The 14,657-nt window shown below is 69.9% G+C and carries 10 protein-coding genes; 6 read left to right on the forward strand and 4 right to left on the reverse strand.

The window, feature by feature from the left end; genetic code table 11:
* Positions 1-19: 19 nt before the first annotated feature.
* Together IEY70_RS08210 and IEY70_RS08215 are read left to right on the forward strand one after the other, a co-directional pair.
* Positions 20-1,075, forward strand: coding sequence for a YkoP family protein (locus tag IEY70_RS08210; protein ID WP_189064515.1), 1,056 nt, complete (start codon positions 20-22; stop codon positions 1,073-1,075).
* 151 nt (positions 1,076-1,226) lie between these two features.
* Positions 1,227-1,778, forward strand: a complete 552-nt coding sequence (locus IEY70_RS08215; RefSeq protein WP_189064516.1) for a VOC family protein — start codon at positions 1,227-1,229, stop codon at positions 1,776-1,778.
* A 7-nt stretch (positions 1,779-1,785) separates the two neighbouring features.
* On the opposite strand, the gene IEY70_RS08220 is transcribed toward IEY70_RS08215, so the two are convergent.
* The 3 genes from IEY70_RS08220 to IEY70_RS08230 all read right to left on the reverse strand — a co-directional run bounded on the left by IEY70_RS08220 (position 1,786) and on the right by IEY70_RS08230 (position 7,317).
* A complete protein-coding gene (locus tag IEY70_RS08220; protein WP_229777762.1) occupies positions 1,786-4,749 on the reverse strand; it encodes a GAF domain-containing sensor histidine kinase in 2,964 nt (987 codons plus the stop codon).
* 4 nt (positions 4,750-4,753) lie between these two features.
* Positions 4,754-5,440 carry a response regulator gene (locus tag IEY70_RS08225; protein ID WP_189064517.1) on the reverse strand — a complete coding sequence of 229 codons (687 nt, stop codon included), beginning with the start codon at positions 5,438-5,440 and terminating at the stop codon, positions 4,754-4,756.
* 122 nt (positions 5,441-5,562) lie between these two features.
* Positions 5,563-7,317, reverse strand: coding sequence for an ABC transporter substrate-binding protein (locus IEY70_RS08230; RefSeq protein WP_373290767.1), 1,755 nt, complete (start codon positions 7,315-7,317; stop codon positions 5,563-5,565).
* Positions 7,318-7,764: 447 nt separating this feature from the next.
* Here IEY70_RS08230 and hslO point away from each other — a divergent pair, with 447 nt between their 5' ends.
* Positions 7,765-8,673, forward strand: a complete 909-nt coding sequence (hslO, locus tag IEY70_RS08235; RefSeq protein WP_189064518.1) for an Hsp33 family molecular chaperone HslO — start codon at positions 7,765-7,767, stop codon at positions 8,671-8,673.
* Positions 8,674-8,772: 99 nt separating this feature from the next.
* Here the strand turns inward: hslO and IEY70_RS08240 are convergent, their stop codons facing one another.
* Positions 8,773-11,334 (reverse strand): ExeM/NucH family extracellular endonuclease, encoded by a 2,562-nt coding sequence (locus IEY70_RS08240; RefSeq protein ID WP_189064519.1) that lies wholly within the window; start codon positions 11,332-11,334, stop codon positions 8,773-8,775.
* A gap of 314 nt (positions 11,335-11,648) precedes the next feature.
* Here IEY70_RS08240 and IEY70_RS08245 point away from each other — a divergent pair, with 314 nt between their 5' ends.
* Genes IEY70_RS08245 through IEY70_RS08255 form a run of 3 tightly spaced genes read left to right on the forward strand, consistent with a single transcriptional unit; the run spans position 11,649 to position 14,655 of the window.
* Positions 11,649-12,917: a S1C family serine protease gene (locus IEY70_RS08245; protein ID WP_189064520.1), complete on the forward strand. Its 1,269-nt coding sequence runs from the start codon at positions 11,649-11,651 to the stop codon at positions 12,915-12,917.
* A complete protein-coding gene (locus IEY70_RS08250) occupies positions 12,898-14,019 on the forward strand; it encodes a tRNA nucleotidyltransferase/poly(A) polymerase family protein (protein WP_189064521.1) in 1,122 nt (373 codons plus the stop codon). The genes IEY70_RS08245 and IEY70_RS08250 overlap by 20 nt, the downstream gene beginning before the upstream one ends.
* A gap of 27 nt (positions 14,020-14,046) precedes the next feature.
* Positions 14,047-14,655, forward strand: coding sequence for a site-2 protease family protein (locus tag IEY70_RS08255; protein ID WP_189064522.1), 609 nt, complete (start codon positions 14,047-14,049; stop codon positions 14,653-14,655).
* Positions 14,656-14,657 lie beyond the last annotated feature (2 nt).

Genomic DNA, 14,657 nt, shown 5'->3' on the forward strand with positions numbered 1-14,657 from the left:
GTGCAGTAGATTTCACGGCATGGCCTCCTCTCACAGTCCGCAGGAACGCGCGACCCACGACCGCGCCGCACAGGGGCTGCTGCTGCGGCTGGCGCTGCGGGCCGGGGTGGGTGGCGCGTGGCACGGCGGGCATCCGGGCGCGCCGCAGGTGGCCCTGCTGGTGCCGGTCGCGGACGTTCCGGCGCTGCACGCGGCCCTGACGGCGCTGGAGGGCGTGCCCGCGACCCTGCTGATCTCCCCTGCCCTGGCCCGCCTGGACCCGCAGGGCGTGCGGGCCGCCGCGCTGGCCGGGCATGAACTGGCAGGCGCGGGCGACCCCACCGACCTGACCCTGCTGGAAGCCGTGGCCGGGCAGGCCGTCACGAGCTGGGCCGCGCCGGACAGCGTACCGGCTCTGCGCGGCCTGCTGGCGCGTGGGCTGCGGCCCCTGCCCGCGCCCGAGGGACGCCCTGAACCCGGCGCGCTACGCAGCGTCCCGCCCGCCGACCTGAACGCCACCCTGACGGCGTGGCGGGCACTGGGCTACCGGCCCGTGCCGCTGCGGGACCTGCCGGACGCCCGCACCGGCACGCCGCGCGACCTGCTGACCCTGGCGTACACCCGCGTGGTCGAGGACCGCTTCGCGCGCGATCACGGCGTGATCGACCTGACCGCCCGCGCCGACGCGGTCATGCGGGTCGCGCCGCTGGACCACGCGCCCGCCCCGCTGCCCCTGCCGCCCGGCACGCCCACCGCCGAACTGCACCTGCACTCGCCGCGTGTCGTGGGACTGGCCGCCCGCAGTCAACTGGGCGCGTACCGCGCTTACGTGCGGAGCCTGAAGGACGTGGCGGCCGCCCTGCACGAACGCCCGGAACTGGCCTCCGCGCAGGCCGTGTTCGCCGTGACACTGTTTCACGGGCCGCTGGCGCAGGCGGGCTTCACGCTGCTGGACCTGCCGCCCGCACGTTCCCGCTGGTACGGCCTGGGGTTCCGACTGCTGCGCGCCGCGTACGGCACGACCCGCGCGCCCAGCGAGGGCACCCCGAAAATGGCGTGGATGCCCCGCGAGGAATTCCTGCGCCGCTACAGCTGATACGGATTCCGTTTATTTCGTTAACAGATCGGAACACCACCGATCTGCCCACTCCACGTCCGGAACCCGCCCAGCTCCTACTCGCTTCGCTCGGACCCAGCGGCTTTATAAGCCATTCAATCGGAGTCCGTATGAGCGCGTACCCTGGGGCATGACCCGCGACGCCCTCAGCCGCCGGGTGCAGGTGCAGGGCCTGCATCACGTCACCATCGTCGGTTCCACCCGCCAGAGCGCCCTGGACTTCTGGGAGGGGGTGCTGGGCATGCCGTTCGTGTTCGAACAACCCAACCTCGGCAACCCGGCCGAGAACCACCTGTACTTCGACCCCGGCGACGGCCGCCTGCTGACCGTCTTTACCGACGAGGGCCGCGTGGACGCCGGGCGGGACGCGCCGCGCGAACCGGGCACCGTCGAGCACCTGGCGTTCAACGTGTCCCGCGCGACCTTCCAGCTGGCCCCCGCGCGGCTGCGCGCACGCGGCATCGAGGTCCTGGAACGCGACCGGGGCTTCATGGACTCCATCTATTTCCGCGATCCGAACGGCATGAAGGTCGAACTGGCCTGCTACAAGTTCGAGACGCCCGAGGGCCTGCGCGACGCGGACGTGCTGCGCCGCGCCTACGAACTGCGCGTGGCACGCGGCGACGACTACCTGAGTCCCGAACACCTCGCGGACGCCATCGAGGACCTGCTGCGCCGCTGACCTCCGGTTAACCCGGCAGGGTGAAGGTCAGGGTGGTGCCCTCGCCGGGGGCGCTCTGCACGTCCAGGGTGCCGCCGGCCAGGGTCACGCGTTCGCGCAGGCCCAGCAGGCCCAGGTGTCCAGCCTGCGCCTGCGCGTGCGCCTGTTCGGTGGTAAAGCCCCGGCCGTCGTCGGTGATGGCGACCCGCACCCCGCCCTGTGGCGGCTCGCCGAAGGCCACGCGGATGGCGGCGGTGTGCGCGTGGGCATGCTTGTCGACGTTGTTCAGGGCTTCCTGCGCCAGCCGGAACACCGTGAGTTCCGTGGCGGGGCTCAGGCGGCGGTCGGCGCCGCTGACTTCCAGGCGGGTGGTGGTCAGGGCCTGCGTGGCCAGCCATTCCAGGGCCGGGAGCAGGCCCAGGTCGTCCAGGACGCTGGGGCGCAGGTTCCGCGCGAAGCGGCGCACGCCGTCGATGGCGGCGTTCAGGTCGAGCAGGATGTCGTCTGCGCGGGCTTTCTGTTCGCCGCTCAGGTCGCGGGCCAGTCTGGCCACGCGGCGGGTGGTGGCGGTCAGGACCTGCGCGGTGTCGTCGTGCAGTTCGCGGCTGATGCGGCGGCGTTCTTCCTCCTGCGCCTGCGTGAACAGGGTCAGGAAGCTGCGCAGTTCGCTCTGGCGGCTGGTGGCGGCCTCCAGCGCCTGTCCGCGTCGGGCGATCTCGTCGGCCAGGGTCTGCAGTTCGCTCAGGTCGCGGCTGACGGTCAGCACGCCGCGCCCGTGGTCCACGCTGCCCACCCGGACTTCCAGGTGGTACGGGCCGATGCGGATCTCGGCGCGGCTGCCGCTGGTGCGGGCCTGCGCGTCGGACCACGCGAGTTGCAGGGCCGCCTGCGTGTCGCGGGTGGGGAGGGTCAGGAGGTTCGCGCCGGTCAGCGGGCCGGTCAGGGGTTCCAGGAGGGTGCGGGCGGCCGGGTTGGCGTAGTCGATCACGCCGTGCGCGTCGCTGCTGATGATCAGGTCGTGCGCGCCCTCCGCGAGTTGCCGGTAGCGGGCTTCCTCGCGTTCCAGGGCGGCCAGCAGGCGTTCGCGGGTCAGGGTCTGCGCGATCTGGTCGGCCAGACTGCGGGCCAGTTGCAGGGTGCGGTCGCCCGGCGGGTCGCGGCCCGGATCATCGAAGTACAGGAATCCCAGGGGCGTGCGGGCGTCGGTCTGGGCGCTCAGCAGCGGGACGATCAGGGCGCTGCCCGCCACCGGCAGGGCGTAGCGGCGGGTCAGGGGGCGGGGGCCACGGCCCAGTTGTGCGCTCAGGTCGGCCAGTTCGGAGGCGTCCGGGAGGTGCAGGTTGTACGCCGCGCAGCGCGTCACCTGCCAGCCGTCCGGGCCGGGCGGGGGGTCGGCGAGGCTGCCGGTCGCGTCGGGGAACAGGGCCAGCAGGCCGCGTCCGGCGTGCAGGGTCAGGGTCGCCTCGCGGATCACGTCGCGCAGCGCAGCGTCGTCGGGTTGCCCCTGGGGGCGTTCGCCCAGCATGCGGCTGATGGCCAGCAGCGCCCCGGCCTCGCGTTCGCGCAGCTGCTCTTCCTCGTACAGGCGGGCGTTCTCGATGGCGAGGCCCGCCTGCGAGGCGAACACCCCGGCCAGTGCCAGGTCGTCACTGTCGAGCGGCAGCGGCGCCGTCCAGTACAGGGTGAGTGCGCCGAACACGTTCGGACCGACCCGCAGCGGCAGGCTGACCACGCCCCGGTACGGGTAGGTGTGGGTGGCCAGCAGTTGCCGGGTGTAGCGGCTGCTGCCGCCGCCACTCTCGGTCGTCAGGTCGCGCGCGGCGATCAGGGTGCCCTCCCCGACCGCGCGGCCCGTGACGCCCAGACCCACCTTGGCTTTCACGCGCAGCATGTACTCGCTGCTCAGGCCGACCGCCGAGCGGATGTTGATGCTGCGGCCGTCCGGTTGTTTCTCGTACACGGCGGCGGCGTCCGCGCGGAACAGGGTCACGGCGCGTTCCAGCACGCGTTCCAGCGTCTCGCTGAGGTGCAGGCTGCCGGCCAGGGCCGCGCCGGCCTCGCGCAGCGCCTCGGCCGCCTCGCGTTTGCGGGTCTCGATGCCGTACAGGCGGGCGTTGTCGATGGCCAGCGCAGCCTGCTCGGCCAGGGCCAGCACGATGCGGGCGTCGTCCTCGGTGGCGGGCACCTGCTCGGTGGTGTCCACGTACAGCAGGCCCAGCGGTTGCCCGCGCGCGTTCAGCGGCGCGATGACGGCCGTTTCCGGGTTCAGTTCCCGCAGGCCGCGCGCCAGCGGCGACTCGTGATCGCGGCCCCGCTCGAAGCGGATCGCCTCGCCCCGGCGGACCAGCGTCTCGAAGGTCACGGGGCCCACGCCGATCCCGCCCGTGAACGGCTGCGTGAACCCGTGCGTGAAGACCTCGCCGGTGCGTGCCCCGCCGTCGCTGAGTTCGCTGAACAGCGCCACGAACGCCCGCCGGAACCCCAGGGCCAGCGCGGCGCTCTGCGCGGTGACGGTCAGCACCTCGGACAGGTCCAGGCTGCCGCCCAGGCGGCGCATCAGGCCCTCGACGGTCTCGGCGATGCGTCCGTGGCCGCGCCGGGCCTCGCGGGCCTGCACGCCCTCGACGGCCAGCGCCAGCAGCGGCCCGGCGCCCAGCAGTGCGTGCAGGCCGTCCGGGTCGGCACCCACGAATTCCAGCACCCCGCACCCGAACGGCAGGGCCGCCAGCATCCCTTCGTGCAGCAGCGTGCCGCCGGTCAGGGCGTCTGCGGCGAGCGTGCCGTCACTGAGGGCCAGTCCGCGTCCCTCGGCCGCGACGGGCTGCAACTGCCCGTCCGTGACCACCCACACCTGCACGCCGTGCGCGTGCGTGACCCGGCAGGCGTACGCGGCCAGCAGCCCCGCGAACTGCGCGACCGTGGAGGCCGCCGACAGGCCGGGCGGCAGCGGGGGCAGCGCCACGCCCGCGCCCTGGGGCAGGTGACCGCTCACGCGCTCAGATGGTCTGCGGGTCGATCCAGCCGCGCTTGATGCCGTGCAGCACCGCCTCGGTACGGCTGCCCACGCCCAGCTTCGAGAAGATGTTCGCCAGGTGGACCTGCACGGTGCGCGGGCTGATCTCCAGGTCGCGGGCGATCTCCTTGTTGGTGCGGCCGGTCGCGGCGACCCGCAGGACTTCCAGTTCACGCGGGGACAGGTCGTCCTCGGGCGGGGTGGGCGTGGTGTGCGCGCTGAAGCGTTCCAGGACCTTGCGGGCCACGCTGGGATGCAGGGCGCTCTCGCCCGCCGCGACGGCCCGCACGGCGCCCAGCAGGTCGTCCTCGCTGGCGTTCTTCAGCAGGTACCCGGCCGCTCCGGCTTCCAGCAGCGCGAACACGTACGCGTCGTCGTCGTAGCTGGTCAGGACGAGCACGCCCACGCCGGGCCGCTCGGCCTTGATGGCGCGCGTGGCGTCGATGCCGTTCATGCCGGGCATGCTGACGTCCATCAGGATCACGTCCGGGTTCAGGGCGCGGGCCTTCACGATCGCTTCCTCGCCGCTGGCCGCCTCGCCGATCACGCGCAGGTCCGCCTCGGTTTCCAGCAGTTCGCGCGTGCCCTTGCGCACGACCGGGTGGTCGTCGACCAGCAGCAGCGTGATGGGGCGCGCAGCCCCGGATTCCAGCGTGTCGGCGTCAAGCATACGCGCAGGATAGTGCAAGACCCGGGTGCAGGACCCGCCCGTGCAAGGCCCCACCCGGAACGGCAGTGGGCCGCCACCCCACGCTGGGAGGAGCGGCCCGGTCTGTCCGGAGATGCCGGGGGTCAGTTCTTGGTGAGGTTCTTCCAGTACGTCCCGGCCCAGAAGGCGATCATGGGGTTGTAGGTGCTCTCGCTCACGCCGCCGATGTTGTCACGGTACGCGAACACGTTCGGCGAGGCGGGCATGATCACGTAGTACGCCTTCTCCAGCCCGCGCTTGGCGATCTGCGCGTACAGGTCGTCGCGTTTGGCCTGGTCGGTGGTGTTGCGCGCCTCGGTGATCAGGGCGTCCATCTCGGTGTCGGTCACGTTCAGGCGCGGGCCGTAGTAGCCGGTGCTGGCGTAGAAGGTCGTGACGAAGTTGTCCGGGTCGGCGTAGTCGGGCGCCCACGCGGACAGGATCATGGCTTCCTTGGGCGCGTTGTCGGACTTGATCAGGTCGCTCCACTGCTTGGCGACGATGTTCACCTTGAACTTGGGGTTCAGGGATTCGACGTTCTTCTTCAGCAGTTCCATGGCGGTCTGCTGGGTCACGCTGCCCGCACGGTACGAGATGTTCACGCTGAAGCCCTTGTCCCACACCTGACCGCCCCAGGCGCGCTGGAAGGCGGCCCTGGCGACCTCGGGATCGAAGGCCGGCGCTTCGAGGTTGGTGTCGTACCCGGGGAACGAGTCGGGCAGCAGGAAGTTACGGGGCGCGCCCTTGCCTTCCTGAACCTGCTCGATGTACGTGGGCACGTCGAAGGCCGCCACGAAGCCGCGGCGCACGTCGGCGTCACTGAAGAAGTCCGAGGGAATGCCGTTCCCGTCCAGTTTGCCACTGCCGAGCGCGCCGCCCGCGGCGATCTTCTCGTTCATGCTGAAGCCTGCGGCGGTCGTGTTGGGCAGGTCGTCCAGGACGCTCACGCCGGGCTTACCCTGGAGCTGCGAGGAGATGATGGAGCGGCCGCCTTCCTCGATGAAGTCCGCGTCGCCCTTCAGGAACGCCTGAATGCGGGCGGCCTGTTCGGGCACCTTCTGGATGATCACGTTCTTGATGCTGGGTTTCTGCTCGCCCCAGTACCCGTCGAAGGCGGTCAGGCTGACGCTGCTGGCGTCCTTGCCGACCAGTTTGTACGCGCCGGTGCCGCTGGGCTGCCCGGCCAGGGGGCTGCCGGTCAGGTCCTTGCCGACCGCGTCCTTCCAGGTGGCCTCGGTGCCGTCCCACTCGCCGAGTTCGATGGCGTGCTTGCTGTCCACGATGCCCTGGCCGATGTACGCCAGTTTCGCCAGGAAGGCCGGGTCGGTCTTGGGCAGCGTGAACACCAGCGTCTCGCCGTCGCACCTGACGGCGCCGCTGATCTTCTGCCACGTGATCGCCTTGTCGTCGTTGGCGTTGGCGGGCGTGCCCAGCAGGCTCTCGCTGATGAACCAGTTGCCGCTGTCGGCGGTGTTCGTCACGAGGTTACGGCGGATGGTGTACTCGGCGTCGGCGCAGGTGAAGTCGTTCCCGGTGTGGAACTTCACGCCTTCACGCAGCGTGAAACGGTACTCGGTACCGGCGTCGTTGGCGGTCCATTCGGTCGCCAGGACGGGTTCCAGTTCGGTCAGGCTGTTGCCCTTGTACCCGACCAGCGTCTCGTACATGTTCTCCACGACCTGCCCGCTGGCAGTGTCGTAGGTGGTGCCGGGGTCCATGGTGGGAATGTCGGCGGATTCCTGGATGACCAGGGTGCTGCCGGCGCCGCCACTGGCGTTTTCCTTGTTGTTGCACGCGGCGAGGGTCATGGCGAGCGTGGTCATGGCCACGGCTCCGAGGATCTTGGTGCGGTTCATCATGGTCTCCTTGGGTGGGCGCGGCGCGCGGGCCGCGGTCCGGGGGCTGGTCTGGGTGAATCAGTTCCGGGTGAATCCGTTCTGGGTGAATCAGTCCGCCGCTGGGGCTGGACACGGAACATTCCTGATCTGTGTACGGCTCCTGCACGCCACGCGCGTGGGCAGAAGAGCCGTCCGGCAGGATGGTCCGGGAAGGGCAGACCGGTCCGGGAAGAACAGCCGGAGAGGGCCTTCGCTGATTCTCATCGTAGGGAGCACTTATGAGAACGCCCTCCCAGAAGGCTGAAGGTACTGTATGCAGCCCGTGAACACCACCCGACCTGTCCGGGCCAGGGGAACAACGTCACAGACGAGGTCCGCACCACTGCTGACCCGTCCACCATCAGGTCGCGCCTCATGAATGAGAGGCCACCCACAGCGGCGCGCCGCCCCGCCCGTTAAGGTTTCGGGATGACTGCTTCCACCCCCGCCTCCTACGTCCTGCGCGGCACCGCTGCCGGCGGCACCCTGCGCATCGTGGGCATGGACTCCACCCAGGTCGTCGAGGACGCCCGCCTCCGCCACCACCTCAGCAAGACCGCCACCGCCGCGCTGGGCCGCACCCTGACCGGCAGCGTGCTGCTGGCCACCGTCCTCGGCAAACGCAGCGACAGCCGCGTCACCGTGCGCGTCGAGGGCGACGGCCCGGTCGGGTTCATCGTCGCCGAGGGCAGCGTGGACGGCCGCGTGCGCGGCTACGTCCGCCAGCCCGACGCGGACCTGCCGCTGCGCGAACGGGACGGCAAACTCGACGTGAGCGGCATCGTCGGCACGCAGGGCGAACTGAGCGTCACGCGCCTGCTCGACAACGGCGAACCGTACACTGGCAGCGCGCACCTCGTCAGCGGCGAGATCGCCGAGGACATCAGCACCTACCTGGGCGTGTCCGAACAGATCCCGAACGCCGTGCTGCTCGGCGTGTACGAGGAAGGCGGCCGGGTCGCGCACGCCGGGGGCCTGCTGATCCAGGCGATGCCCGGCGTGACCGACGAGACCCTCGGGAAACTCGAGGCGAACATCCGCGCCATGGGCCAGATCACCGACAACCTCCGCCGGGGCGGCCTGATGGAAGCCATCAACCGCGCCACGGACGGCCTGAACGTGCAACTGGCCGCCGAGGCGCAGGGCTCGCGGTTCGAATGCCGCTGCTCCCGCGAGAAGGCCAGCGATTCCCTGAAATTCTTCGACGCGGCCGAACGCCAGGACATGATCGACGCCGGAGGGCAGGAGATCGTGTGCCACTGGTGCGGCGAGCACTACCAGATCACCCCCGACGAGATCGCCGCGCTGGACGCCACCGACACCCACGCCCGCGCCTGACGGGCAGATCAGGCCCGCCATGAGAGGGCGACAGGAGAGCAGGAGCACCGGAATGGTCGGTGCTCCTGCTCTCCTGAGCGCTGAGCGCTGGCCGTTTGCTCAGCGCTGGCCGAGGCCGTCGAAGGTGTCCTTGGCGAAGCCGTCCCACTCGGTGGCCGGGTCGAAGGCGTCGGTGCCGTTGGTGTCACCGGCCATGACGGCAGCCTTGCGGCGCAGGGTCCTGTCTACGGTGAAGGTGTCGCCCGCGCCCCAGCCGGCGCCGGGGTCCGTGCCGATCTGCCCGAACACGTCGGCGCGCGTGCCGTTCAGCACGAGTTCCAGCGCGTCGTCACCGTTGAAGTTGGTGACGCTACTTTCGGTGTTGGCCTTGGCCTTCAGGGCCGCGTCCGCACCGGGGTTGACGATCACGTAGGTGGCTCCGGCCGGCAGGGCCTCTGCGAGCGTGAAGACGTTGGAGGTGCTGGGCGTGGCGGACCCGTTGCTGTACAGGTTCACGCCCAGACTCCCGGCGGGAATGGCGCTGCCGGTGCCGTTGTAGATCTCGATGGCCTTGTTGTTGCTGCCGCCCTCGACGTACTCGCTGAAGTACACGCCTCCGGCGGTCACGACGGGCTGCGCGGTCACGGTCTTGGTGGCCGTGGTGGTGGTCGCGCCGCGTTTGGCCGTGACGGTCACCGTGAAGCTCCCGGCGGTGGCGTAGGTGTGGGTGGCCGTCCCGGTGGGGGTGGTGAAAGTGTCGGTCTTGCCGTCGCCCCAGGTGACGGTGACGCTGTCCGGAGTGCCGCCCGTGCTGTACGTCAGGGTGTAGGGCTGTCCGGCCGTGACCGTGTCGTCGCCGCTGGCGTTGAGCGTGAGGGGAATGACGGGGTCGGCGTCGGCTTTCAGGTTCAGGCCGACCAGGACCGGGTCGTGGTCGCTGCTGCGGTAGGGGGTCGGGGCGTACAGGTCCGGGCTGTCGCAGCTGTTGCCGGTGCACTCGGGGTGCTTCTTGAATTCGATGTTGTAGTCGAGGACCACGGGTTCGTCGGCGTTGATGTGCCACTCGGTGATGCCGCTGACCTGCGCGCCGAGGCTGCTGCTGGCCAGCGCGTGATCAAGGTACCCGAACTCGCCGTTGAACTGGTAGCTGTAGCGGTCGGCGGCGGGAATGCGTTTGTTCAGGCTCTCGAACCCGGCGGCCTCGATGGTCTTGATGGGGTCCTCGGCGCCGTAGGCGTTCAGGTCACCCATGATCAGGACGTCCGGGTCAGTGACTTTCAGTCTGTCACTGAAGGCCAGCACGGCCTTCGACTGCTCGATACGTTGGAGGTTCCAGCAGCCCTGTCCCTGGTCGGTGTCGCCCGTGGTGGGGCAGCTGCCCTTGCTCTTGAAGTGGTTCGCCATGACCGTGAACACGCCCTTCCCGGCGCGGTCCCGGAAGACCTGCGCGACCGGCGGGCGGGAGTAGACGGCGTTCGTGTCGATCTGCGCCGCGCCGACGGGTTCCACGCGGGCGGGGCGGTAGATGATCGCCACGCGGATGGCGTCCGTGCCGACCCGGCCGGTCTTGACGCTGGCGTACTCGGCGCTGCCGGCAGCGGTGTTCAGGGCGGCCACGAGGTCGTCGAGGGCCGTTTCGCCGTTGTTCTCGACTTCCATCAGGGTGATCACGTCGGCGTTCAGGGCGCGGAGTTCCGCCACGATCTTGGCCTTCTGGCGGGTGAATTCGGTGGCGTTACTGGCGCCGCGTCCGGCGCTGCCGAGCGTCGTGAAGTAGTTCAGGACGTTCGCGCCCGCCACTTTCACCGTGCCGCCCACGTCCTTGGGCGCGGCGGTACGGAAGTTGGCGTTCACGAAGACCGGCGCCCTGGTGGGCTGCACCTTGAACGCGCCGTTGGCGTAGTGCAGCACGCCTTCGAGGCCCGTGACGGTGTCCCCGGCGCGGCGGGTGGCGGTCTGCGCGTCGGTGCCGTTCAGGTAGGGAATGGTGGTGGGGTTCTGCTTGGTGCTGGCGTCGTCCAGGCGGATGGTGCGCAGCTTGTTGCTGGCGGCGTCGCCACCCTGGCCGTTGGTGGGGTTGAACAGGCGTCCGCCGCTGGACAGGCCCAGTTCGCCGAAGCGGCCCAGCGTGAAGGTGTCGGTCACGGTCAGGGTCTGCGCGATCCTGATCCGCATGCCCTCGGTGGGTTCCAGCGCCGTGGCGGAGGCCAGGGGCAGGGTGACGGCCACGGGGACCGGCAGGGTCGTCTCGCCGCAACTGGTGACGCTGGTGACGGTGTCGAGCTGGGTCAGGCCGCTGAATTCCTTGACGGTGCCGGTCACCTCGACGACCTCCCCAACCTTGACGGTCACGGGGTTGGTGGCGGTGTAGATGAACAGACCGTCGCTGGTGTCGGCCTTGCCGTCGGGCGCGACGTCCTGCACGTAGAAGCCGCCCAGGCCGGTCGGCCCGTTCGCTGCGTTCTGCGCGTCGAGCGTGACGACGCCGCGCACGGTGACGATGACGGCCGAATTCGGACCGACCAGGGGGCTGGCGTCGGCGTTGCCCTGCACGTCGCCGATGTTCGTGACGGTGCTGCCGGTCTTGCACTCGTACGTGGGGGGCGTGGGGGTGGGGGTGCAGGCGGCCAGCAAGGCGGTCAGGCCCAACAGGCCGAGACTGCCGGTCAAGATGTTCTTCATGTGAACTCCTGTATGACGGTTGAAACGTGTGAAACGGATCTTAGCGCGTTCAGGCTGCCTTAGCCATGTCAGGCGGTCATCAGCGGGCGATCATGCCAGCGGGCGGTCATCCGGGCTCCGATTGAATGGCTTGCAAAGCCGCTGGGTCCGAGCTGACTCGAGGGGGAGCAGGGCGGGTCCCGTATTGCCAGGGAAACAGACGGCAGTCCGTATCAGGCAGCGGCGCCCCTGGTGAGGCGGGTCGGGGTCCATGCATGAAGCACACCACAGCGCGTCCCCACCCGGCGTCCGCTCACTGGCGGATAATGCCTCTCATGAAGGGTCGTGGTGTCGGGATCGTGTTGGTGCTGGTGGGTCTGGGTCTGGGGGCGACGCTGCTGCGTGATCAGGTGCCGGTGGGTGGGGCGCAGGCTCCGGCGGCGGGTGCGGCGGCCGATCCGGTGGCGGCGGAGGCGGGCGCGCGGCTTCAGAACGAGCAGAACACCATTGACGTGGTGGGGCGTTTCGAGCCGGGGCTGGTGTTCATCAGTACCGAGAACGAGGTGATGGGTCAGGATCCGTTCGGGATGTTCGGGGGGGGCACGGAGGTTCAGCAGGGTGTCGGGAGTGGGTTCTTCGTGAACGAGGCGGGGGACATCCTGACGAACTATCACGTGGTGGCTGGCGAGGCCGGGGCGGGAGCAGCGCAGAAGATCAGCGTGCGGGTCATGGGGCAGGAACAGAGCGTGGAGGCGCGCGTGATCGGGCTGGCCCCTCAGTACGATCTGGCGCTGATCCGCCCGGTGGGCCTGGATGCCAAGCTGATCCGGCCGATTCCGCTGGGGGACAGTGACGCGCTGAAGGTGGGGCAGAAGGCGATTGCGATGGGCGCGCCGTTCGGGCTGGATTTCAGCGTGACCGAGGGCATCGTGAGCAGCACGGCGCGGCAGATTCCGATCGGGTTCTCGGGCAGCGGGGCGGGCGAGGGCATCACGCAGAAGGCCATTCAGACGGACGCGGCGATCAACCCCGGGAACAGCGGGGGACCGCTGCTGGACAGCGGTGGGCGCGTGATCGGCATCAACACGCAGATCTACTCGCCCAGCGGGCAGACGACCGGCGTGGGGCAGAGTGCCGGGGTGGGCTTCGCGATTCCCGTGAACACCGCGAAGAACCTGTTGCCGCGCCTTCAGGCGGCGGACGGGCAGGAGGTGCGCGCGCCGACGCTGGGCGTGTCGGCGGGGTTGCTGGTGCGCGGGCAGCAGCAGGCGCTGGCGGTGGGCCTGAGTGTGCTGTCGTCGGCCGGGAAGCGGGAACTGGGCCTGCCGGAGCGGGGGCTGGTGATCGGGTCGGTCACGCCGGGCACCCCGGCCGCGCGGGCGGGCTTGCAGGGTGGCACGCGTACCGAGGCGTTCCGGGGCGGCGCGATCCGCCTGGGCGGGGACGTGATCACGGCCGTGGACGGCGACCCGGTGGACGCGCTGGAGGACCTGCAGGCGGGCCTGATCGACCGGAAGGAAGGCGATACCGTGACGCTGACGGTCGTGCGGGCCGGGGAGTCGCGTGAGGTGAAGGTCACGCTGGATGAAACCTCGTTCCGCTGACGGCGCAGCGCAGGCGCGGGCCGTGTGGGCGGCGCTGCGTCCGGAGGACCGGGCGTGGCTGCTGGGGCTGGCGGCGCAGGCGGGTCCGGGCGGCGCGGCGCTGGTGGGCGGCGCGGTGCGGGACGCGCTGCTGGGCGTGACGCCGCTGGACCTGGACGTGGTGCTGCCGGACGCGGACGTGGCGGCCCTGGCGGGCGGGACGGGGTTACCGTTCGTGTTCCACCCGGCGTTCGGGAACGCGACCGTGACCCTCCCGGATGGCCGCGCGGCGGATCTGGTGCGGGCGCGGCGGGAGGTGTACCCGGTGCCGGGCGGGAACCCGCTGCCGCAGCCGGGCTCACTGAGCGACGATCTGCGGAGGCGGGATTTCAGCCTGAACGCGCTGGCCCTGCGGGTCCTGCCGGATGGGCGCGCAGAGTTGCTGGACGTGACGGGCGGCCTGGACGACCTGCGCGCGCGGGTGCTGCGGCCCCTGCATGCCGACTCGCTGCATGAGGATGCCAGCCGACTGGTGCGCGGGGCGAGGCTGGCCGCTCGGCTGGACCTGAGCGCCGCGCCGGAACTGCTCTCTCAGGTGCCCGCCGCGCTGGATATGGCCGGGCACACGCCCCGGCTGTGGGCGGAACTGCGGCTGCTGCTGCATGAGCCCCGGCCGGGCCGCGCGGCGGGCGTGCTGCGCGGGTGGGGGGCCGCCTCGCTGCTGCCGGACACGGCGCTGCTGGACGCCCTGGACGCCCGGCGGGACGCGGGGGCGACCCTGCCCATGAACGCCTACGCGGCGGCCCTGCTGCACACCGCACCGGACCCGGAGGCGCTGGCGGCGCGACTGGACCTGGGCACCCGGCCCGCCGCGCTGCTGGCCCGCGCCCTGTCGGACACCTTCTACCCGGACGGCACGCCGGAACGCGAACTGCGCGCCCTGCTGCGCCCGGACGCGCACGAACCCCTGACCGGGAAGGACGTGCTGGCGCTGGGCGTCCCGCCGGGCCGGGGCGTGGGCGAGGCGCTGGCGCACCTGGCGGCGCTACGCCGGGCCGGAACGGTCCGCAACCCCAACGAGGAGCGTGCGGCACTGAAGGCATTCCTGGCTCGCAATGTCTGACCTGAAACACCCAATAGAATGTGCGCAATGAATATCGGTCTCCTTCCTCTACTCAGCGACCCCAGCGTTTTCATTACAGTCCTAGTGGTGCTGGCGCTATCCTTGGCTGCACACGAAATGGGTCACGCCTTCGTTGCAGATCGGCTGGGCGACCCAACACCACGACAGTTTGGACGGGTCACTCTGAACCCTATTCCACATCTAAGTCCCATCGGGATACTGCTCCTAGTTTTGGTTGGATTCGGATTTGCCAGCACACCCATTAACCCTGCCCGACTCAGTCGTTGGGGTAGGGTGGCAGTTGCGGCAGCAGGGCCATTAGTCAACCTGTTGGTTGCTATCGGATTCATCCTGCTTTTCCGCTTTCTGCCACATAACGAGGCCGTGACACAGGCTTTCAAATACATCATCAGCATTAACGTCTTGCTGGCGGTCATCAATTTACTCCCAATCCCGCTGCTCGATGGCAGTCGAATTCTGGGTGGTCTGGTACCGTCGCTGGGCCGCTCTCTGGACGACTTTGAGCGCCAGCCCTACAGTTTTATAGTCGTGTTTGGAGTGTTATATCTGCTCGGCAGCCAAATTAACCTGCTGCGAATCAATCTGACCAACGTTCTGCTTCAGATATTCGGCTAAGC

Source organism: Deinococcus seoulensis, from assembly GCF_014648115.1.
GTDB lineage: Bacteria > Deinococcota > Deinococci > Deinococcales > Deinococcaceae > Deinococcus > Deinococcus seoulensis.

Bases quoted from the DNA above. Each gene is read 5' to 3' on its own strand.
- IEY70_RS08210 (WP_189064515.1), top strand. From the start codon at position 20: ATGGCCTCCTCTCACAGTCCGCAGGAACGCGCGACCCACGACCGCGCC.
- IEY70_RS08215 (WP_189064516.1), top strand. From the start codon at position 1,227: ATGACCCGCGACGCCCTCAGCCGCCGGGTGCAGGTGCAGGGCCTGCAT.
- IEY70_RS08225 (WP_189064517.1), bottom strand. From the start codon at position 5,440: ATGCTTGACGCCGACACGCTGGAATCCGGGGCTGCGCGCCCCATCACG.
- IEY70_RS08230 (WP_373290767.1), bottom strand. From the start codon at position 7,317: ATGATGAACCGCACCAAGATCCTCGGAGCCGTGGCCATGACCACGCTC.
- hslO (WP_189064518.1), top strand. From the start codon at position 7,765: ATGACTGCTTCCACCCCCGCCTCCTACGTCCTGCGCGGCACCGCTGCC.
- IEY70_RS08240 (WP_189064519.1), bottom strand. From the start codon at position 11,334: ATGAAGAACATCTTGACCGGCAGTCTCGGCCTGTTGGGCCTGACCGCC.
- IEY70_RS08245 (WP_189064520.1), top strand. From the start codon at position 11,649: ATGAAGGGTCGTGGTGTCGGGATCGTGTTGGTGCTGGTGGGTCTGGGT.
- IEY70_RS08250 (WP_189064521.1), top strand. From the start codon at position 12,898: ATGAAACCTCGTTCCGCTGACGGCGCAGCGCAGGCGCGGGCCGTGTGG.
- IEY70_RS08255 (WP_189064522.1), top strand. From the start codon at position 14,047: ATGAATATCGGTCTCCTTCCTCTACTCAGCGACCCCAGCGTTTTCATT.